20 protein-coding genes are annotated in these 18,406 nt (G+C 74.7%); 12 read left to right on the top strand and 8 right to left on the bottom strand.

Translation table 11 applies throughout. From position 1 onward, the window contains the following. Nucleotides 1–166 precede the first annotated feature (166 nt). Genes CSPHI_RS02025 through CSPHI_RS01985 form a run of 9 tightly spaced genes read left to right on the top strand, consistent with a single transcriptional unit; the run spans nucleotide 167 to nucleotide 7,487 of the window. Nucleotides 167–586, top strand: coding sequence for a hypothetical protein (locus CSPHI_RS02025; protein ID WP_075691271.1), 420 nt, complete (start codon nucleotides 167–169; stop codon nucleotides 584–586). 32 nt (nucleotides 587–618) lie between these two features. Beyond that, entirely contained in the window at nucleotides 619–987 is a 369-nt protein-coding gene (locus CSPHI_RS02020; protein ID WP_075691270.1) for a hypothetical protein, read from the top strand. Between the two features lie 34 nt (nucleotides 988–1,021). Continuing rightward, entirely contained in the window at nucleotides 1,022–2,017 is a 996-nt protein-coding gene (locus tag CSPHI_RS02015; protein ID WP_157118451.1) for an RDD family protein, read from the top strand. A gap of 48 nt (nucleotides 2,018–2,065) precedes the next feature. Further along, complete coding sequence (locus tag CSPHI_RS02010) at nucleotides 2,066–2,743, top strand: vWA domain-containing protein (RefSeq protein ID WP_075691268.1); 678 nt, start codon at nucleotides 2,066–2,068, stop codon at nucleotides 2,741–2,743. Nucleotides 2,744–2,747: 4 nt separating this feature from the next. After that, nucleotides 2,748–3,950 (top strand): protein phosphatase 2C domain-containing protein, encoded by a 1,203-nt coding sequence (locus tag CSPHI_RS02005; RefSeq protein ID WP_075691267.1) that lies wholly within the window; start codon nucleotides 2,748–2,750, stop codon nucleotides 3,948–3,950. Nucleotides 3,951–3,965: 15 nt separating this feature from the next. Beyond that, a complete protein-coding gene (locus CSPHI_RS11975; protein ID WP_157118450.1) occupies nucleotides 3,966–5,264 on the top strand; it encodes a protein kinase family protein in 1,299 nt (432 codons plus the stop codon). A gap of 33 nt (nucleotides 5,265–5,297) precedes the next feature. Beyond that, nucleotides 5,298–6,785, top strand: a complete 1,488-nt coding sequence (locus CSPHI_RS01995; RefSeq protein WP_075691265.1) for a protein kinase family protein — start codon at nucleotides 5,298–5,300, stop codon at nucleotides 6,783–6,785. Continuing rightward, nucleotides 6,772–6,957, top strand: a complete 186-nt coding sequence (locus tag CSPHI_RS01990; RefSeq protein WP_075691264.1) for a hypothetical protein — start codon at nucleotides 6,772–6,774, stop codon at nucleotides 6,955–6,957. Before CSPHI_RS01995 ends, CSPHI_RS01990 begins: the two co-directional genes overlap by 14 nt. Next, nucleotides 6,951–7,487 (top strand): hypothetical protein, encoded by a 537-nt coding sequence (locus CSPHI_RS01985; RefSeq protein WP_157118449.1) that lies wholly within the window; start codon nucleotides 6,951–6,953, stop codon nucleotides 7,485–7,487. Before CSPHI_RS01990 ends, CSPHI_RS01985 begins: the two co-directional genes overlap by 7 nt. On the opposite strand, the gene CSPHI_RS01980 is transcribed toward CSPHI_RS01985, so the two are convergent. From CSPHI_RS01980 to glmS, 4 genes are all read right to left on the bottom strand, one after another. Continuing rightward, a complete protein-coding gene (locus CSPHI_RS01980) occupies nucleotides 7,429–7,968 on the bottom strand; it encodes an RNA polymerase sigma factor (RefSeq protein WP_211274674.1) in 540 nt (179 codons plus the stop codon). The two genes, CSPHI_RS01985 and CSPHI_RS01980, sit on opposite strands and share 59 nt — an antisense overlap. Next, on the bottom strand, nucleotides 7,965–8,360 hold the full coding sequence (locus CSPHI_RS01975) for a hypothetical protein (RefSeq protein WP_075691261.1): 396 nt from the start codon (nucleotides 8,358–8,360) through the stop codon (nucleotides 7,965–7,967). Before CSPHI_RS01975 ends, CSPHI_RS01980 begins: the two co-directional genes overlap by 4 nt. A gap of 176 nt (nucleotides 8,361–8,536) precedes the next feature. Further along, complete coding sequence (locus CSPHI_RS01970; RefSeq protein ID WP_157118448.1) at nucleotides 8,537–9,082, bottom strand: hypothetical protein; 546 nt, start codon at nucleotides 9,080–9,082, stop codon at nucleotides 8,537–8,539. Nucleotides 9,083–9,222: 140 nt separating this feature from the next. Further along, the gene (gene glmS / locus CSPHI_RS01965; RefSeq protein ID WP_075693627.1) at nucleotides 9,223–11,097 is read right to left on the bottom strand and encodes a glutamine--fructose-6-phosphate transaminase (isomerizing); all 1,875 of its coding nucleotides are present in this window, start codon (nucleotides 11,095–11,097) and stop codon (nucleotides 9,223–9,225) included. A gap of 107 nt (nucleotides 11,098–11,204) precedes the next feature. Here glmS and CSPHI_RS01960 point away from each other — a divergent pair, with 107 nt between their 5' ends. Beyond that, nucleotides 11,205–12,095 carry a dienelactone hydrolase family protein gene (locus CSPHI_RS01960; protein WP_342743751.1) on the top strand — a complete coding sequence of 297 codons (891 nt, stop codon included), beginning with the start codon at nucleotides 11,205–11,207 and terminating at the stop codon, nucleotides 12,093–12,095. A 76-nt stretch (nucleotides 12,096–12,171) separates the two neighbouring features. Here CSPHI_RS01960 and CSPHI_RS01955 read toward each other — a convergent pair whose 3' ends face one another. From CSPHI_RS01955 to CSPHI_RS01945, 3 genes are read right to left on the bottom strand one after another with little or no spacing between them, the layout of a single operon-like run. After that, on the bottom strand, nucleotides 12,172–12,366 hold the full coding sequence (locus tag CSPHI_RS01955) for a hypothetical protein (RefSeq protein WP_075691258.1): 195 nt from the start codon (nucleotides 12,364–12,366) through the stop codon (nucleotides 12,172–12,174). Further along, nucleotides 12,363–13,913 (bottom strand): hypothetical protein, encoded by a 1,551-nt coding sequence (locus CSPHI_RS01950; RefSeq protein ID WP_075691257.1) that lies wholly within the window; start codon nucleotides 13,911–13,913, stop codon nucleotides 12,363–12,365. Before CSPHI_RS01950 ends, CSPHI_RS01955 begins: the two co-directional genes overlap by 4 nt. Continuing rightward, entirely contained in the window at nucleotides 13,913–14,227 is a 315-nt protein-coding gene (locus CSPHI_RS01945) for a hypothetical protein (protein ID WP_075691256.1), read from the bottom strand. Before CSPHI_RS01945 ends, CSPHI_RS01950 begins: the two co-directional genes overlap by 1 nt. Nucleotides 14,228–14,415: 188 nt before the next feature. Here CSPHI_RS01945 and CSPHI_RS01940 point away from each other — a divergent pair, with 188 nt between their 5' ends. Beyond that, nucleotides 14,416–16,458, top strand: a complete 2,043-nt coding sequence (locus CSPHI_RS01940) for an acyltransferase family protein (protein ID WP_084210186.1) — start codon at nucleotides 14,416–14,418, stop codon at nucleotides 16,456–16,458. A gap of 118 nt (nucleotides 16,459–16,576) precedes the next feature. After that, entirely contained in the window at nucleotides 16,577–17,017 is a 441-nt protein-coding gene (locus tag CSPHI_RS01935) for a hypothetical protein (protein WP_075691254.1), read from the top strand. A 63-nt stretch (nucleotides 17,018–17,080) separates the two neighbouring features. On the opposite strand, the gene CSPHI_RS01930 is transcribed toward CSPHI_RS01935, so the two are convergent. Beyond that, on the bottom strand, nucleotides 17,081–18,286 hold the full coding sequence (locus CSPHI_RS01930; RefSeq protein ID WP_075691253.1) for a hydroxymethylglutaryl-CoA synthase: 1,206 nt from the start codon (nucleotides 18,284–18,286) through the stop codon (nucleotides 17,081–17,083). Nucleotides 18,287–18,406 lie beyond the last annotated feature (120 nt).

The following is an 18,406-nucleotide window of genomic DNA, read 5'->3' as shown; positions in this document are numbered from 1 at the left end:
TGTCCCGGGGGTGCCGCACGGCTCCCGTTTTCCCCGTCATGAACTGGGGTTACCGGATTGCCGACGCCATCTCGGCAACCGCATCGGGAACATTTGGGTCGCGCCGCCGTCCTATGGGTGCCAGATGCCGCGGAGACAGCCGCCGCGGCGGGAGGAAGGAGAACCCATGGACCGCACCCGGCGCATCCTCGTCGCCGCCATCGCCGCCGCGCTGCCCGCGCTCGTCGCCTGCGATGGGCCGCTGCCGGGACTGGAGCCGGAGACCGTCACCGAGACCAGCACGTTGCCCCCGGTGACCGAGACCGAGACCACGACGACCACGACCACCGAGGACCGGCCGAACCCGACCACCACCTCGACCACGCGGACGCGCACCACCACCGCCACGCCGACCCGCACCCAGCAGCCCACCCGCACGCACCACCCGGATCCCGGGGTGCCGGACATGGAGACCGCCGTGATGGGCCCCTACGCATCGTGGGCGGCCTGCGAGGACGCCCGGGCGAATTGGCCGGTGGCCTCCGAACCCTGCGCCCCCGGCGATGACGGCCGGTACTACTTCCGCGGCCAACGCCAGGCCGCCTGAGCCCCCGACGCCCCGAACCGACAAGGACCCCGATGAACCAGCAGCACACCCCCGCCACCGGCCGGCCGCCCCGCGGCGGCCACCGCACCGGCCCACTCGCCCGGCGAGCGGCGCCGGCCCCGGCGCCCGCCCCGCGCGGCCACGCCGCCGGCTCCATCGACTACGACGCGCACGGCAACGCGATCATCGCCACCCGGGACTGGAACGCCCCCGGGATCCTGATCAGCGTCCTCGTGCTGGTGGGCTTCATCGCCGCCCTCGTCTTCACGGCGTACGGGGTGCGCAGCTGGGGTGATGGCCTGCTGCCCGCGAAGGTGGCCCTGAAGTACCTCGGGGCCGCCGTGCTGTGCCTGGCCCCCGCCGTCGCCTGGATCGCCTTCCTGATCCGCGACGACCGTTGACCACCCGCCGACCACGACCGACCAAGGACCGATGATGAACGAACCGAACAGGTTCCGCTTCCAGGAACCCGAGGACAACCAGGTGCGGCGCACCGTCTCCGCGAAACGGCGCCGGCCGGACCCGGTGGCGGCCCGGCCCGCGCCGGCGCAGCAGCCCCCGGCCGGGCAGCCGAATCCGGTGGCCGCCGCACCGGCGGAGCCGCCGGCCCGACCGCCGCGGCAGGGGCAGCCGGAGCGGCCCCCGGTGCGTTCGGCGGTTCTGCCGCCGGCGCGGACCGTGTCGCGGCGCACCACGGCCCCGGCGCCGACCTCGGTGCCGGAGACCCCGGTGCCGCAGGTCCCGGCGGCCGACACCACCCCGACGCCCCAGGCACCCGCGATGCCGGAGACCCCGGCCGCCCAGGCCGCCCCGGCGCCCGCGGTGCCGGAGGCCCCGCAGCCCGCCACCGCGCCGGATGCGCCCACCGGACCCGCGGGAACCGGGGAGCACCCGGCCCCGGCCGACCCGGGATGGGCGGTGCCGGCGGAGCCCGCCGCCCCGGCGGGGGTGCCGGAGACGCCGGCGGCCCCGGCCGGCGCGGAGGAGGAGCTGTGGATCCCCGAGGCCGGGGATCCCTTCCCGGAGCCGGCTCCCGCGCCGGACCCGGCGACCCCGCCGGCCCCGCCGGATCAGGTCACCGCGCCGATCCCGGCCACGCCCGACACGGCCGGGCGGGTGCCCGCCGGCAGGCGGATCGGGGCGATGGCCCTGGATCTGCTCATCGTCGGCGTCCCCGCGTTCTTCATCGCGCTGTTCCTGCTCGCCAACCCGATTCTCCAGTGGAAGCTCGAGCACCCCGAGTTCGTCTTCGAGCACCGGACGCTGAGCAACATCGCCGAAATCGCCCTCCCCGCCCTGGTCGCCCTGGCCATCGCCGCGGCCGTGGCCCTGGCGCTGAAGGCGTGGACCGGCCGCAGCATCGGCGGAAAACTGCTCGACCTGCCCCCGGACGAGGGCGCGGCACCGGCCGCGCAGCCGCCCGCGGCCTGAGCGCCCCCACCACCCATCCACGAACCACAGGACAAGGACCGAATCACCATGGACAACCTCGAGCCCAAGGGCAACATCCTCCCCATCTACTTCGTCGCCGACGAGTCGGGATCGATGGGCCCGGACATCGACCACCTCAACCAGGGCCTGATGTCGCTGCTGGAGGAGATCCAGCTGCAGCCCTTCGCCGCCTCCAACGTGCGCTTCTCGATCATCGGCTTCGACGAGGAGGCGCGGCTGTACCTCACCAACGCCGACCTGCGCTACATCGACACCATGCCCACCCTGGTGGCGCGCACCACCACCTACTTCTCCACCGCCTTCGAGCTGCTCACCCTGCAGATCCCCGATGACATCGCGGCGCTGAAGGCGGAGGGCTACCGGGTGAACCGCCCGGCGGTGTTCCTGCTCACCGACGGCTACCCGATGCCGGACGACCCCTGGCAGCAGGCGCTGCAGGCGCTGATGGCGCTGCCGGGGCACCCGAACATCCTGGCCTTCGGCATCGGCGACGCGGATCCGGCGACCATCGCGGAGATGGCCAGCCGGCAGAACTTCGCCTTCAAGGCGGCCGAGGGCGCGGACACCGGCAAGATGCTCGCCGAGTTCATGTCCAGCCTCACCCAGTCGGTGATCTCCTCCGGGTCCGCGGTGGCCAACGGCCAGCCGCAGCTGCTGCCGGAGATCCCGGACGACTTCCTGTCCATCGACGTGGACGAGGTCTAGGCCGATGCGACGCTCCAGGAACCACCCCCGCGCAGGCGGTCCGGCGCCGTCCTCCGCGGAGCGCGCGCCCCGGTTCTTCGACCGGCTGCGCCTGACCCACCGCCGCACGATCATCATCGCCGCCGCGGATCTGCCCGCCGGCCCGGCGAGCCCGCTGCCGCCGGCGCGGGCCGCGGACCCGGTCGAGGCGCCCGCGCAGCCGCCGATGCGCGCCCATGCCGCGCCCCCGGCCGCCCCGGCGCCGGATCCGGCCCAGGTGCCGGAGGCCCCGGAGCCGTGGTCCCCGGCCGCGGAACCGGAGCCGCCCGCCGCCGGGCCGCGGCCGCGGGCGGTGCCGGACACCACCTGGCTGGAGCCGCTCGCCGCCGGCGAACCCGGCGCGGAGATCCTGCCCGTGGCGGTACCGACGGAGTTCGGCTCCGGCCGGCGGGTGCCGGACACCCTCCTCGACGGCTGGTCCACCGACTCCCTCACCGTGCGGGCGGCCTCCATCCGGGGCCGGATGCACCGCTACAACGGCGCACCCCGCCAGGACGCGGTGGCGCTGCTCGCCGCCGACGACGGGGCCACCCTGTACCTGGCGGTCGCCGACGGGGTCTCCGCGGCGCGGTTCAGCCACCGCGGCGCCGAGGCCGCGGCCCGCTACGCGGTGGGCTGGCTGGCGAAGTGCTGGACCCCGGAGGCCGAGGTGGACTGGTCCTCGCTGGCCAAGGGGGCCGCCTGGCAGGTGCAGTCCCTCGCCGAGCCGGACAAGGGCGCCCAGCCCACCGATTTCGCGACCACCCTGGTCTGCGCCGCGGTGCGCCGGCGGGGGGATCGGCTGGTCGGCAGCGTGTTCTCCGTGGGCGACTCCGGCTCCTGGGTGCTCTCCGCCGGCCCGCTGCGGCTGCTGGAGGGAGGCAAGGCGGCGGTCGCCGAGGGCGAGGTCGCCACCTCCGCGGTGCGCCCGCTGCCCTATCCCCCGGCGTCCCTGGATGTGGCGGATTTCGAGGTCGCTGCCGACGAGGTGCTGCTCATCGGCACCGACGGCATCGGCGACCCGATCGGCGGCGGGGGCGGCCCGCTGACGGACCTGCTCCGGGAGCGCCTGGTGGGCCGGCTGCCCACGGTGCTGGAGTTCGGCCATGTCACGGATTTCTCGAAGGCCGGTTTCGATGACGACCGCACCCTGGTGGCCGTGTGGCCCTGCGGTGCGAAGGAGAGGTAGACGATGATCCAGGATGTGCAGCGGGCGAGTCTGCCCCAGTCGATGCCGCGTCTGGGCGATGGCGGGGAGGGCGTGGTCTACGCCCTCGACGCCGCCCACCGGTACGAGGGCCGGCCCTGCGCCTACAAGGAGTACAAGCCGCAGGCCACCATCCACGAGGCCCATCTGCGCGCCATGGTGGCCTTCCTCGGCAAGCTCAACGACCGCCAGCGCGACTGGCTGCTGCAGCGCACCGCCTGGCCCACCCGCATCGTCGTCGACGGCGGCCGGGTCACCGGCATCATCATGCCGCTCATCCCGGAGGCCTTCTTCGGCGACTTCAGCGTCGGCCAGAGCGTCCGCCGCAGCCAGAAGGAGGTGCAACTGCTGCTCAACGACCCCGCCTTCATCGCCAAACGCGGTATCGCCCTCGACGAGGACGCCAAGTACGCCTTCCTCGCCGACTTCGCCGACACCCTGCGGGTGCTCCACGGCGCCGGCATCGTCATCGGCGACCTCTCCGCCCGCAACATCCTGTTCAACATCGGCGGCACCCCGGCCAGCTTCCTCATCGACTGCGATTCGATGCACATGCCCACCGGCGACAACCCGGCCCTGGTGCAGACCCCCGGCTGGGAGGCCCCGCAGGCCGAGGCCAAGGCGACCACCGCCACCGACCTGTACAAGTTCGGCCTGCTCGCCACCAGGATGCTGCTCGGCGAGCAGAGCACCCGCGACGCCACGCGCCTGACCAACGCGGTGCCCATCCAGATCCGCTCCCTGGCCCGGCGGGCCCTGAACCCGCAACCCGGGGCGCGCCCCACCGCCGCCGAATGGTGCCAGGGGCTGCGGGCCATTCCCCGGGTGGGCAATGCCCCCGCCGGTGCCGCGCCCCACGCCCGGACCGCCCGCCCCGCCCCGGCACCATCCCCCGCGCCCGGATACGGCGCTCAGCCGGCCGTGAACCAGCGGCCGGTCGAACAGGCCATCCCGGTCGAACAGGCCCCCGCGGCGGCGCCGGCGATGAAGGTGCAGCAGCGGGCCGTGCCGGCCGAGGTGCCCCAAAACCCCGTCGTCCCGGCGCAGGCGCCGGAGCCGACCGAACCGTACCGGACGGTTCAGGCCAAACCCCAGTATTCCACCGGAGTCAAATTAGTGGGCTTTTTAATTTACGCCTTCATCTGGATTGCAGCATTCGGTGCAGTCACCCTCTGCGCGTGGCTTTTCGGCACAGTCGGAGCGATAGCCGCAGGCATAATCGCAGGCGGAATCATCAGCGTCATCTTCGACCGGATGGCAAAAATTCAAATACCGGACGTCGGCACGCAGCAATAAAGCCCCCATCCCCCATTTTCAGGAGATACACCGATGTTCGAAGATATCCGGCGGGCGAGCCTGCCCGAGTCGATGCCGCGTCTGGGCGATGGCGGAGAGGGCATCGTCTACGCCCTCGACGCCGCCCACCGGTACGAGGGCCGGCCCTGCGCCTACAAGGAGTACAAGCCCCACGCCACCATCCACGAGGCGGACCTGCGGGCGATGGTGGCCTTCCTCGGCAAGCTCAACGAGGACCAGCGGGACTGGCTGCTGCGCCGCGCCGCCTGGCCCACCCGCATCGTCGTCGATGACGCCGGAGCGGTCACCGGGTTCATCATGCCGCTCATCCCGGAGGCCTTCTTCGGCGACTTCAGCGTCGGCCAGAACGTCCGCCGCAGCCAGAAGGAGGTGCAGCTGCTGCTCAACGACCCCGCCTTCATCGCCAAACGCGGCATCGCCCTCGACGAGGGCGCGAAGTACGCCTTCCTCGCCGATGTCGCGGACATGCTCAGGGTGCTCCACGGCGCTGGCATCGTCATCGGAGACCTCTCCGCCCGCAACATCCTGTTCAACATCGGCGGCACCCCGGCCAGCTTCCTCATCGACTGCGACTCCATGCGCATGCCGGAGGGCGACAACCCGGCCCTGGTGCAGACCCCCGGCTGGGAGGCCCCGCAGGCCGAGACCGAGGCGACCATCGCCACCGACCTGTACAAGCTGGGTCTTCTCGTGCTGCGCCTCCTGACCGGGCAGCAGATGACCCGGGACACCGCCCTGCCGGCGCCCGGGGTCCCGATGGGGTTGCATCTGCTCCTCACGCGGGCGATCGACGGCTCCCCCGGGGACCGCCCCGGCGCCGGCGAATGGTGCCACGAGCTCCGGGCGGTGCTGCGGGAGTCGCGCACCACGGTGCGCGACGCGGGTCCGGGACGCGGCACCGCGGACCCGTCGGCGATACCGACGGCCGAGCACGACGCCCTGTCCGGGATGCGGGTGCACCGCCGGATCGCGGCGCCGGGGCGCACGGCACCCGCGCCCCGCGCCCGCGGCCCGGAGACCCCGGCGCCGGCGCAGTGGGCGGCGCCGGCCACGGGCCACCGCCCGCCGGCAATCGACTTGCGGGGGCGCTGGGATGAGTGGCTCATTCTGCCCGGCGCCGTCGTCGCCTATACGGTGCTACTCCTCATTTACAACGAATACCTGGCATACCACTTCGGATATAACGCCCTGCTGGCATTCCATCTCGTCATCATCCCCGCAATCGCATACGCGGCGGCGAAGGCGCTGCTGGAGCACCGGATCCGGGGAAAGACGAACACGCCACCGGACACGATACGGGACGCCCTATTCGCCCCTGGCTCCCGGGCCGAATGGATCCCCCTCGCGGCGTACATCGCATTATTGTTTATCGTCTCCCTGGAAGGTTTCGGGGGACTGGCGATGTTGCTCGTCTTCTTCCTAACCCTGCTGGCCCTGTACCTGCTGATGGACAGACGGCTGCGCCCGAAGCGGAGGGAGCCCGTCGATGCCGGGATGTGAGGACGACGCCACCGGAATCCCGGTGCTGCCGGGCGGCCCCACTGCCCCGCCGACGCTGCCCGATCCCTGCCCGGAGGGGCTGCTGCGGGAGGTGCTCTTCGCCATCTTCGGCCCCGACGGCCGCGGCCGCCGGCGGGTGGGGCCCTCGACGGGGGGTGGGCCCCGGTGCTGAGCGGCGCCGATGATGCCGCGGTGCTGCGGCGGGTCTTCCGCCGGGCCGCCAAGGACGGCAAGGATGCCCTGTGGACCTGCGCCCTGATCTGCGCCGCGGACCGGGACCGGGCGCGGCTGGTGCTGGCCCACTCCCTCGCCGAGGCCTGGCGCCGCTGCCTCGACGAGCACCGCGACGCCCCCGTGGACATCGCCCGGATCCGGACGCTGCAGTTCACCGTGGTCGCGGAGACCGGGCTGCGGATGGCGCCGCTGGTGGGGGCCACCGCCGCGGCCCCCTCGGAGGAGCCCCTGCTGGACTCCATCCGGCGGCTGCACGCCGCACTCGAACCCCGGGAGATCGCCGCATTGGCTCTCGCCGACTACTCCCCCGTGCCGGAGGCCGACATCGCCGCGCTGGCGGGCGTGCCGGCACCCGGGTTCGCCGGCTGGATCACCGGGGTGCGGGTGCGCGCGAACGGCGCCGGCCCGGTCACGGGCCCGCCAGACCCCGGCGCATCATCGAGCGGGCCCGGAACAGCCGGGACTTGATGGTCTGCACCGGCACCTGCTGATGCTCGGCGAGCTCCCGGTAGCTCAACCCGCCGATCTCGAAGAGCACCAGCGCCTCCCGGAAGTCATCCGGCAGCCCGGCCAGCGCCCGCTGCACCGCATCCCCGTCGGCGACCCGGTCGCCGATGCTGCTGCCCGGGGCGGGCAGCTCCCATTCGGACTGGTCCTCCGGCACCACCCGGCGGCGCCGGCGGACGATGTCGATGGACACGTTCGCCGCGATCCGGTGCAGCCAGGTGGAGAACCGCGAGCGGCCGTCGAAGGCCCCGATATGCTGCCAGGCCGCGGTGAGCGCCTCCTGCAGCGCATCCTCGGCGTCGTGGTGGTTGCCGGTGATGGACATGCAGGTGGCGAAAATCTGGGTGCGGGCCCGCCGGGCCAGTTCCGCGAAGGCCACCGCATCCCGCGCCCGCGCCCGGGCGACCAGATCCGCCTCCGCGGCGGCCGGCGCCGGGCTCACCACGGCACTGCCCCATCGGGATCATCGTCCCCCTCCGCCGGCTCCGCCCCCGCGGCGGCTTCCCCGTCGAGGTCCCCCTCGGGATCCTCCGGGGCTCCCCCGGCCGGCTCCGGCGGATCCGGGTCCCCGGCGACCACCCCCGGGACCGGATCCCCGGCATCGGCGCCGTCCCCGGGATCCCCATCCGCACCGGGGTGCGCGGCGTCATGCTCCCCGGTGCCCGGGACGAGGACGGGATCCGCCGGCGGCGCGGCCGGATCCATCGCGGCGGTGAGGATCCGGTCGAACTCCTCATCCGAGATCCCGCCGAAGGCCGCCGGATCCTCCGGAAGCACCCGGTCCCCCGGGTCCGGCTCCCAGGGCAGGCGGCCGGAATCGCCCGCGCCGCTCATCCGGTCCGACCGCGCATCGGCATGCACCGTCCCATCCGCGGTTCCGCTGCGCCGGCGCCCTGGGCCGGCGCGGACCCGCCACGACTACCCGGACAGCATAACGAACCGGCCGTGCGCCCCGGTCCTGCGACGGGGATCGGGGCGGACGGGCCGGCGGTCGGGCCGTGGCGGCTTCCCTAGAGGAAGGGCTTCGTCGGCTCCACCTGCCCGGTGCAGTAGCTCAACCGGGGTTCGCAGGCAACATGCCCGCCTTTCCGGCAGGCCTGACTGGCCTCGTACCGGGCATCCAGGGTCGTGTCCCGGAACTCCCCGTAATAGGGGCCCGAGTTCAGATCCGTCAGGGTGGTCCCGCGCACCACGAAGAGGCAGGTGTCCTCGCTCGCCGAGGCCCAGAAGGGCGAATCCTCCCGGGCGCCGACGGCGGCCAGGGCGGTCTCCTGGTCGGGCTGATTGCGGCTGAAGCTCAGCTGGTCCCGCTCGTCGATGGCCACCGCCCACCAGCCGGAGGGATCCCCCACCCCCGGTGCCCCGAGTTCCCCGGTCCCCGGGGTGGAGGCGTAGGGCGCCTCCTCGGTGGGCTGCGCGCCGTACCAGGCGTCCGGGTCCGGCGCGGCCGCGGAGTCCTCCCCGAAACCCGGCGGCAGGCAGCCGCCGAGCAGCGCCGCGGGCACCACCACCGCGGCCACCGCCGCGCTCCGCCATGACCGATTCCGTCCCGCCATCATCGGGCCCCTTCCCTCTCCCGGCGGCGGGGCCGATCCCCGCCGCGCCGTTCACCCCTTGGATGGGCGGGCGGGCCGGAATGTTCCCGGCGGATCGGGCGCACCCCCGCCGTGCGGCGGGGGTGCGGGGCGGTGGCGGGTTACTCGACGGTGACGGACTTGGCGAGGTTGCGCGGCTTGTCGATGTCCTCGTTGCCGCACTGCCGGGCGATCTCCGCGGCGAGGAACTGCAGCGGCACCGTGGACAGCAGTGGCTGGGTCAGGGTGGCGGTCTCCGGGATCTCGATCAGGTAGTTGGCGTAGGGCCGCACCGACTCATCGCCCTCCTCGGCGATGACGATGGTCTTCGCCCCGCGGGCCCGGATCTCCTGGATGTTGGAGACGATCTTGGAGTGCAGCACCGCCCGCCCCTTCGGCGAGGGCACGATCACCACCACCGGCAGATCCTCCTCGATGAGCGCGATCGGGCCGTGCTTGAGCTCTCCGGCGGGGAAGCCCTCGGCGTGGATGTAGGCCAGCTCCTTGAGCTTCAGCGCCCCCTCCAGGGCCACCGGGAAGCCGACGTGGCGGCCCAGGAAGAGCATGGTGGGGATGGCGCCGAGCTCCCGGGCGATGGCGAGGAACTCCTCGCCGCGCTCCAACAGGGCGGCGATCTTGTCCGGCACCGCCTCCAGCTCCGCGTACTCCCGGGTGACCTCGTCGGGGTACTTGGTGCCCCGGGCCTGGGCCAGGGCCAGGCCGACGATGTAGTTCGCCGCCACCTGGGCGAGGAAGGACTTCGTCGCGGCGACCCCGATCTCCGGGCCGGCGTGGGTGTAGAGCACCGCATCGGACTCCCGCGGGATCTGGGCGCCGTTGGTGTTGCACACCGCCAGCACCCGGGCGCCCTGGCTCTTCGCGTGCCGCACCGCCTCCAGGGTGTCCGCGGTCTCCCCGGACTGGGAGATCGCCACCACCAGGGTCTGCCGGTCCAGCACCGGGTCCCGGTAGCGGAACTCGGAGGCGACCTCGATCTCCACCGGGATGCGCACCCAGTGCTCGATGGCGTACTTCGCCAACAGCCCGGAGTGGTAGGCGGTGCCGCAGGCGACCACGAACACCTTCTGGATGTCGCGCAGGTCCTGATCGGTCATCCGCTGCTCGTCGAGCACGATCCGGCCGTCGATGAAGTGCCCGGCGAGGGTGTCGCGCACCGCGGCGGGCTGCTCGTGGATCTCCTTGATCATGAAGGAGTCGTAGCCGCCCTTCTCCGCGGCCTCCAGATCCCAGTCGATGGTGAAGGGCCGGCCCTCGGCGGGGGAGCCGTCGAAGCCCATCAGCTTGTAGCCCTCGGCGTCGATGACCACCACGGTGTCCTGGCCGAGCTCCACCGCCTCCTTGGTGTAGGCGATGAAGGCGGCGACGTCGCTGCCCAGGTACATCCCGTCCGCGCCGACGCCCACCATCAGCGGGGTGGATCGCCGGGCGGCGATGATCCGGTCCGGGTGGTCGGCGTGGGTGAACAGCAGGGTGAAGGCCCCGTCCAGGCGGTTGAGCACGGCCAGCGCGGAGGCCTCGAAATCACCGGCGGTGGACCCGCCGTCGGAGCCGTCGTAGGCCCGGGCGAGCAGGTGCGCGGCGACCTCGGAGTCGGTCTCCGAGGCCAGCTCCACCCCGGCGTCCTCCAGCTCCGCGCGCAGCGGGGCGAAGTTCTCGATGATCCCGTTGTGCACGATGGCGACCTTGCCGTCGTAGGAGACGTGCGGGTGCGCGTTGGCGTCGGTGGGCCGGCCGTGGGTGGCCCAGCGGGTGTGCCCGATGGAGGTGGTGCCGGCGAAGCGCTCCCGGCCCACCGCGTCCAGCTCGTTCTCCAGGTTCGCGAGCTTGCCGGCCTTCTTCTCCACGTGCACGCCGCCGGCCCCGTCGAGCACCGCGATGCCCGCCGAGTCGTAGCCGCGGTACTCCATCCGCTGCAGCGCCGCCACGGCGATCCCCAGCGCCGGCCGGCGCCCAACGTAACCCACGATTCCGCACATGCACATCAGGATAACCATCCCGGCGGCCCGGCCGATAGCCGAACGCGCCCGCCCCGCGGGTGCCCGTGCGCCCACGGGGCGTCGGCCGAGCCGATATGCTGGCATCCGTGGCTAACCTCAAGAAGCTCGTGTCCTCCCTGTCCAAGCGCGGCCCGCACCGGGTGCTCGTCGGCGATCTCGCCTACGCGGGCCTGCCGGGCGCGGTGTACGCGCCCGCCGAGGGAAAGAACCTGCCGGCCATCGCCTTCGGCCATGACTGGCGGGCCCCGGTGGAGCACTACCACGCCACCCTGCGCCACCTCGCCTCCTGGGGCATCGCGGTGGCCGCCCCCGCCACGGAGAACGGCGTCGTCGCCGATCACCGGGGCCTGGCCGCGGATCTGGAGTCCTCGCTGCAGATCCTCGCCGGGGTGCGCCTGGGCGCCGGCGAGGTGACCGTGCACCCGAAGAAGATCGGCTTCGCCGGCCACGGCATGGGCGCCGGGGCCGCGGTGCTCGCCGCCACCGGCCGGGAGCACTGCGCCGGGGTGGCCTGCGTCTACCCGGCGGACACCGCCCCGCCCTCGGCGGCCGCGGCCACCAACGTGCACTGCCCGGGCCTCATCCTCGCCCCCGGCGAGGACCAGTGGCTGGACCGGGGCAACCCGCGCCGGCTGGGCGTGAACTGGGCCGGGGACCTGGTCTACCGGGAGGTGGACAAGGCCACCCAGGGCGGGTTCTCGGAGACCCCGCTGAGCCGCCGCCTGCTGGGCCTGGGCTCCTCCTCCACCAAGGACCGGGAGCTGGCCCTGGCGCTGCTCACCGGCTGGGTGCTCGCCGTAATCGGCGGGGAGAAGGAGTACAAGGACTTCGGCGACCAGGACGCCTCCATCAAGGGCACCACGAACCGCAGCCGGCAGTGGCTGCGCGACCAGCTCCCCGAAACCGAGATCGTGGTGGTCCCCGGCGCCGAGCGCCGCGACGAGGACCCGGGCCGGGAGCACCCGAAGAAGGACTGAGCCACCACCCCGGGGACACCGTGGAGCACCCCGCGCCGGACGCCCGGCGCGGGGTGCGCGCGTTCCCGGGACCGGTTCAGCCGCCGCGCAGCACCCCGGCGACCCCGCCCCGGCGCGGGCCGGCCGGGGCCATCGGCTCCGCCGCGGGGGTGGCCTTGCCCCGGCGCAGCCGGTCCAGGTGCCCGGCGAGGCGGGATTCGGCCCGGTCCGCGGTGGCCCGGTAGCGCGCCATCGCCTCCCGGCACCGCGCCGCGTCGGGCTCGCCGCTCATGACCACGCCCCCGCGGTGGGCGCATGCACCCCATCGTCATCCGGCGCCTCCGCCGGTGGCGTAGGCGCCGGGTCCGGCTCGGGCTCGGGCTCGTCCGCGTCCCCGACCGGGTCCGCGATGCCCATATGCTCCAGCTTCCCCGCCGGGGGCGGCGGCTCCGGCACCGAGGAGTAGTCGGGTTCGGGCTCCGGCGCAGGTTCCAGTTCCGGATCCGGTTCGGGCTCGGGTTCAGGTTCGGGCTCCGGCTCGGGGTCGGGTTCGGGCTCCGGCGCAGTTTCCGGTTCGGGCTCGGGTTCCGGTTCCGGCTCGGGTTCCGTCGGGCAGTCCGCCTCGGGCATGGACAGGTCCAGCAGACCGTGGCCGTCGATCCGCGCATCGGCGGACACGGACGCATCCGGACCGGCGGCAGCGGGCGCCTCGGGCGCCTCCGGGCGCTCCGGGCAGTCCGGGACCCCGTCGAAATCGGCGACCGCATCGGCCACGGCATCGGCGACCACCGCGATTCCGCCGGCCGCGGCGGCGGCCACCCCGCCGAGGAGCCCGGCGGTGGCGTCCACGCAATCGCGGATCGGGCACTCGTCCTCCCCCGCCGTCGGGGCATCGGGTTCCCCGACTCCGCCCGGCGCGGGCGGCACCCCATCCGCCGGCTCCCCGGGTTCGGTCGGCGGCGGTGCCGCGGGGGCGGCCGGGACCGCCGGCGCATCGGGCGGTGCCGGGACCGCCGCCGGGGCGATCGGCGGAAGGGGCCCGGGCGCGGGGGCCGCGGTCGCGGGGGTGGTGGCCACGGGCGCGACCGAGGGGGCGGGTGCCGGCGCCGGTACGGCGGCGGGGGCCGGTGCGGGGGCGGGGTGGCCGGCGGCCGCCGGCGGGCACGGCGGCGGGGCGCAGGCCGGGGACACGGGCCCCGGGTCCGCCGCCACCACCTCCGGGCAGGGCCGCACCGGTTCCTCGCACAGCGCGGACTCGGCCTGCTCCGCGGCATGGTCCAGCAGCTCGCACAGGCACTCGTCCCGGGCGTCGATGATCTCCCGGAGGGCGTCGAGCAGCTCCCCCATCAGCTCCCGCACCGCCGCACCATCCCCGCCGATCCCGGCGAGGGCGGCGGCGATGGACTCCACCAGGGACCGCATCCGGGAGTCGGCGTCCTCCAGCAGCTCCCGGCCGAGCCGCCCGACCTCCCCGAGATCCCGGCCCTTGAGCGCGGCGATGAGCCGCTGCACCCCCTCGCGGAGCAGCTCCTCGCCCAGCACCCGGGCGATGGCGCGGGCCGCGCCCCCGGCCAGGGGCGCCAGCGCGGGCAGCGCCGCCGGGCTCAGCCGCCCCTCGGCGACCCCCGGGGGCACCCCGCGCCCGGCGGCGGCCAGTCCCCCGGCGACCTCGGCGAAGGCGGCCTCGTCGAAGCCGTCCGCGGCGGCGGAGGCGGCGACCAGGGCGGGCACCCGGGCGGTGAGGCCGGCTGGCGCGCCCCCGGCGGCGGCCAGGGCCTCGCCGCGGCGGGCCAGCGCCGGCAGCCCGGACAGGCCCCGGGCGGTGAAGGGGGCGCCCATCACGGCTCCCCCGCCCCGCCGGCCAGCCGGGATGCGGCGCCGGCGTCCACCACCGCCAGCTGGTCCAGCTGCCGGCGCACCCCCTCCGGGTACTCGGCCAGCCGGCAGGCGTTGACCCGGCCCCGGTCGCGCAGCCGCTCCACCGCGGCGGCGATCCGCGCCCCGCGGGCGCCGAACCCGGCGCCGGCCGCGCCCGGGGCGAAGCCCGGCACCCCGGCCCAGGCGGCGGCCCCGCGCTCGGCGTGGCCGGCCACCTGGTGGGCCAGCCGATCGCCGGCCCCGGCCGGCAGCCGGCATCCGGCTGAGTCGTCCATGTCGCCTCTCCCCCTCCGTCTCCTCCGGGCCCGGGTCCCGCCCCGGCGCCCATGTCCTCCCCTTAGACGCCGCCCGCCCCGCCGCCGGTTCCCCGCCCCGGCGGGAACATCCCGTCCCGCCCGCGCGTCCCACCCCCGGGCCGTGCGCCCGCCCGACCGTCCGCGCCACCCGGAAAGGTGACCCGCCCATGCCCAGACCCGTGGATCCGACCACCGCCTACGTGCCCGCCCTGGACGGGGTGCGCGCCATCGCCGTCATCGCCGTGGTCGGCTACCACCTGCATGCCGGCTGGGCGCCCGGCGGACTGCTCGGGGTGGCCGTGTTCTTCACCCTCTCCGGGTACCTGATCACCGCGAACCTGCTGCGCAGCCGGTACCGCACCGGCGGTTGGGGGCTGCCGGGGTTCTGGTTCCGGCGCTTCCGGCGGCTGGTGCCCGCGGTGGTCCTCACCGTGGCCACGGTGGTTCTGGTGGAGGCGCTCACCGGCCCCGGCGACCTCGGGGCGCGCCTCGGCGAGGCCCTCAGCAGCCTGCTCTACGTCAACAACTGGCACGTGATCGCCGCCGAGGGCTCCTACTTCGACCAGTTCGCCGGGCCGGGGCCGCTGGACCACATGTGGTCGCTGTCCATCGAGGAGCAGTTCTACCTGGTGTGGCCGCTGGTGCTCGCCGGCATGGCCGCGGCCGCCGCCCCGCTGGGCCCGCGGGGCCGGCGGCGGGCCGCGCTCGCCGGCACCGGGCTCCTCGCCGCGGCCTCCTTCGCCTGGATGGCGCACCTGGCCGCCGCCGGGGCGGACGCCACCCGGATCTACGAGGGCACCGACACCCGCGCCGGGGGCCTGCTGGCCGGGGCGGCGCTGGCCATCACCCTGGTCCGCCCCGAGGGGGTGCGCACCCCGCCGCCCCGGGTCGCCGGGGCGCTCGCCGGCGCCGGGGTGCTGGTGCTGCTGGGGCTCATCGCCGGCCTGCCGGATCATTCCCCGGTGCTGTTCCGCGGCGGCCTGGTGGCGGTGTCCGCGGCCACCATGGCGGCGGTGGCCGGGGCCCTGCACCGCGGGGGCGGCGTCTCCCGGCTGCTCGGCTGCGCCCCGCTGCGCTGGTTGGGCGAACGCTCCTACGGCATCTACCTGTGGCATCTGCCGGTGACCGTGCACCTGCCCGCCACGCTGGGCGGGCCCGCGCATGGGCTGGCGGTGTTCGCCCTGTCCACGGCCCTGGCCGCGGCCTCGTGGACCCTGGTGGAGGACCCGATCCGGCGCCATGGGGTGCTCGGGCCGCTGCGGGCGCGCCGGGAGGCGCGCCGGGCCGCCCGGACAACCGGCGCGGAGCCGCCGGCCGCACCCCGGCCGGTGCTCGCCGCGGCGGCGGTGTCCCTGGCCGGGGTGGTGGTCCTGGGGGTGCCCCCGGCGCTGCAGGGCGCCGACGCGGTCCGGACCGGCGCCCCGGATCCGGCGATGAGCGTGCCGGAGCGGCCGCTGGCCGGGGCGGCCGCCGCGGAGGGGCCGGTGCGGACCTCCTGCGACACGGTGGTGCACATCGGCGACTCCACCAGCATCGGCATGTTCGCCGACGCCCAGCTGCCCGCCCCGGAGGACAATGCGGCGCTGCGCTACGCCGAGGCCGGCGCCGAGGAGGTGGTGACCTCCGTGTTCGGGGCCCGGGCCACCGCGGAGGGCTGGCGGGACTACCCCTCCGCGGTGGCCTCGGTCGCCGAGCTGAAGGCCGGCGGGGTCGGCGGCGAGGGGGTGTGCTGGGTGATCGCCACCGGGGTCAACGACGCGGCGAATGAGGCGGTGGGCCACGGCTACCCCTTCGCCGACCGGATCGGGGCGATGCTCGACGTGCTCGACGGGGACCGGGTGCTGTGGGCGACCGCCACCACCGCCCGCGACTACGGGCCCTGGGACGTGGCGAACATGGTCCCGTTCAACCGGGCGCTGCGGGCCGCCCAGGGGGATCACCCGAACCTGGTGATCTACGACTGGGCGGCCGATGCGCTCCCGGAGTGGTTCCTGGAGGGGGATCTGGTGCACTACAACGCGATCGGCAACGCCGAGCGCGCCGCCCGCTTCGCCGAGGCGGTGGCCCTGGCCTGGCCGGCCGGCGGGCGCACCCCGCGGGACCGGGAGGTCGACACCGCCGACCGGGAAATCCGGATCCCCTCCCGCGAGGCCGCGGAGGAGGCCGCCGCGCTGGAGGAGGACCTGACGCGGGCGGATCCCACGAACTGAGCCGCGCGGGGATCCCCGGCCGGCCCGGGGCGGCGCCGGGAACAAAACCGCGCCCGGGACGTCCGAACGGTGACCCGACCGGGGCGCCCCGCCCCGGCCCAGCCGGAAAGGAAACCCCATGACCACCACCACCGCCGATCCCGACACCGCCGACGCCGGACCCGGCCGCGGCGCCCGGCTGCGCGCCGCACTCGCCGGGGTGGGCCTCGCCGCCGGGATCCTCGCCGGCGCCGCCGTGGTGGACGCGCCCTCCGCCGCGGCCGCCACCGCCGACTCCCATGTCGCCCTGGTCTACTCCGATGTCCTGCGCACCTACGCAACCGGTTTCGGACCGGATCCGCGGACCGCGGTGGACAACGCCCGCAGAACCGTCCGGGACGGCAACGCCCGTTGGCTGGCCTGGCAGGAACGCGGCTGCGTGGCCCTGGCCCAGAACCACCTCCGGGACGGCTGGGCGCACGGCGAATCGAGGTCCCGGGTCCGCCAGGCGGCGCGGGACCACGCCGGGGCGGGCGCCACGGTCACCCTGTGGGGCTGCGCCGCCGGGCACCGCGCCTGAGCAGGCGACGGGGCGCCCCTGCCCGGTATCCCCGGGCGGGGGCGCCCTCGCGTACGCGGGCCGCTAGTCCGCGCGGCGGACGTAGCGGCGCTTGTCGCCCTCCACCCCGGTGAAGCTGAACGGGCCGGTGCCGCGGCGCAGCCCCTCGCCGATGTTGGAGTGGTTGCCCTGGTCCTCGATCACCCGGGTCTGCATGGCGTAGTAGTCCGCGTCGCCGAGCCGGATCCGCTCGGCGAGGATCCGCTCATGCTCCTCGGCGTGCAGCATCTCCTCGTAACCCTCGACAATCCGGCCGGTGAGGAACTCGGCGACGCAGCCGGAGCCGTAGGAGATGATGGCCACCCGGGCGCCGGCGAGATCCGGCCGGGTGTCCAGCAGGGAGAGCAGCCCGAAGTAGGTGGAGGCGGTGTAGGAGTTGCCGATCCGGCGGTTGTAGCCGGTGGTGGGGGCGATGATCTCCTCGGCGCGGGCCTTGTCCATGTCCAGGCCGAAGCGCTCGGAGAGCATCAGGTGCGCCTTGGAGGCCATCTTGGTGAAGGGCTGGTGGTAGCAGAACCAGTCGATCTCGTCGAAGGCGGCGCCGCCGCGCTCCCGGTAGTCGGCGAAGGCCCCGGCGACGGCGTCGATGTAGGCGCCGATCGACAGCTTGCCCTCCACCAGGGCCTGGGTGCGGTAGTTGGGCCGCCAGAAGTCCATCACATCGGAGGTGTGCACCCCGTTGGCGGCGTCGAGCCGGAGGATCCGCGGGTTGGCGGCGACGGTGAAGGCCACCGCCCCGGCGCCCTGGGTGGGCTCGGCGGCGGAGTCCAGGTCGTAGCGGGCGATGTCGGAGGCGATCACCAGCACCCGCTCGGCGGGGTTCCGGGCGACCAGGGCGGCGGCGAACTGCAGGGCCGCGGTGGCCGAGTAGCAGGCCTGCTTGAGCTCCACGGTGCGCACCGTGTCCGGCAGCCCGAGCAGGGCGTGCACGTACACCCCGGCGGACTTGGACTGGTCGATGCCGGTCTCGGTGGCGAAGAGCAGGGTGCGGATGCCCTCGGCTCCGCCGCGCTCGATGAGCGGGGCGGCCGCGGCGGCGGCCATGGTCACCGGGTCCTCGTCGGGGGCGACCACGCTCATCTGCTCCTGGCCGAGGCCCTTGTGGTACTTGGCGGGCTCGGCGCCGAGGCGGGGGGCGATATCGGCGAGGTCGACCCGGTAGGAGCCGGTGGCGAAGGAGATGTCGTCGATGCCGACGGGTACGCCAGCGGCCTGGGTGGGAACGTTCATCTGCTCAATCCAATCTCAACGCTTCGCCCGGCGTGGGCCGCCGGCCGTCCATATGCACTAGGGAGACTCTACCGCCGGGCCGGGGCGGCCTCGGCCGGTTCCCCGGACAATCCCGCATCC

Source organism: Corynebacterium sphenisci DSM 44792 (genome assembly GCF_001941505.1).
Taxonomy (GTDB): domain Bacteria; phylum Actinomycetota; class Actinomycetes; order Mycobacteriales; family Mycobacteriaceae; genus Corynebacterium; species Corynebacterium sphenisci.
Note: the sequence above shows the minus strand (reverse complement) of the source record. Positions and strands in the feature narration are given on the sequence as shown.

Bases quoted from the DNA above. Each gene is read 5' to 3' on its own strand.
- CSPHI_RS02025 (WP_075691271.1), top strand. From the start codon at position 167: ATGGACCGCACCCGGCGCATCCTCGTCGCCGCCATCGCCGCCGCGCTG.
- CSPHI_RS02020 (WP_075691270.1), top strand. From the start codon at position 619: ATGAACCAGCAGCACACCCCCGCCACCGGCCGGCCGCCCCGCGGCGGC.
- CSPHI_RS02015 (WP_157118451.1), top strand. From the start codon at position 1,022: ATGAACGAACCGAACAGGTTCCGCTTCCAGGAACCCGAGGACAACCAG.
- CSPHI_RS02010 (WP_075691268.1), top strand. From the start codon at position 2,066: ATGGACAACCTCGAGCCCAAGGGCAACATCCTCCCCATCTACTTCGTC.
- CSPHI_RS02005 (WP_075691267.1), top strand. From the start codon at position 2,748: ATGCGACGCTCCAGGAACCACCCCCGCGCAGGCGGTCCGGCGCCGTCC.
- CSPHI_RS01995 (WP_075691265.1), top strand. From the start codon at position 5,298: ATGTTCGAAGATATCCGGCGGGCGAGCCTGCCCGAGTCGATGCCGCGT.
- CSPHI_RS01990 (WP_075691264.1), top strand. From the start codon at position 6,772: ATGCCGGGATGTGAGGACGACGCCACCGGAATCCCGGTGCTGCCGGGC.
- CSPHI_RS01975 (WP_075691261.1), bottom strand. From the start codon at position 8,360: ATGAGCGGCGCGGGCGATTCCGGCCGCCTGCCCTGGGAGCCGGACCCG.
- CSPHI_RS01970 (WP_157118448.1), bottom strand. From the start codon at position 9,082: ATGGCGGGACGGAATCGGTCATGGCGGAGCGCGGCGGTGGCCGCGGTG.
- glmS (WP_075693627.1), bottom strand. From the start codon at position 11,097: ATGTGCGGAATCGTGGGTTACGTTGGGCGCCGGCCGGCGCTGGGGATC.
- CSPHI_RS01955 (WP_075691258.1), bottom strand. From the start codon at position 12,366: ATGAGCGGCGAGCCCGACGCGGCGCGGTGCCGGGAGGCGATGGCGCGC.
- CSPHI_RS01950 (WP_075691257.1), bottom strand. From the start codon at position 13,913: ATGGGCGCCCCCTTCACCGCCCGGGGCCTGTCCGGGCTGCCGGCGCTG.
- CSPHI_RS01945 (WP_075691256.1), bottom strand. From the start codon at position 14,227: ATGGACGACTCAGCCGGATGCCGGCTGCCGGCCGGGGCCGGCGATCGG.
- CSPHI_RS01940 (WP_084210186.1), top strand. From the start codon at position 14,416: ATGCCCAGACCCGTGGATCCGACCACCGCCTACGTGCCCGCCCTGGAC.
- CSPHI_RS01935 (WP_075691254.1), top strand. From the start codon at position 16,577: ATGACCACCACCACCGCCGATCCCGACACCGCCGACGCCGGACCCGGC.
- CSPHI_RS01930 (WP_075691253.1), bottom strand. From the start codon at position 18,286: ATGAACGTTCCCACCCAGGCCGCTGGCGTACCCGTCGGCATCGACGAC.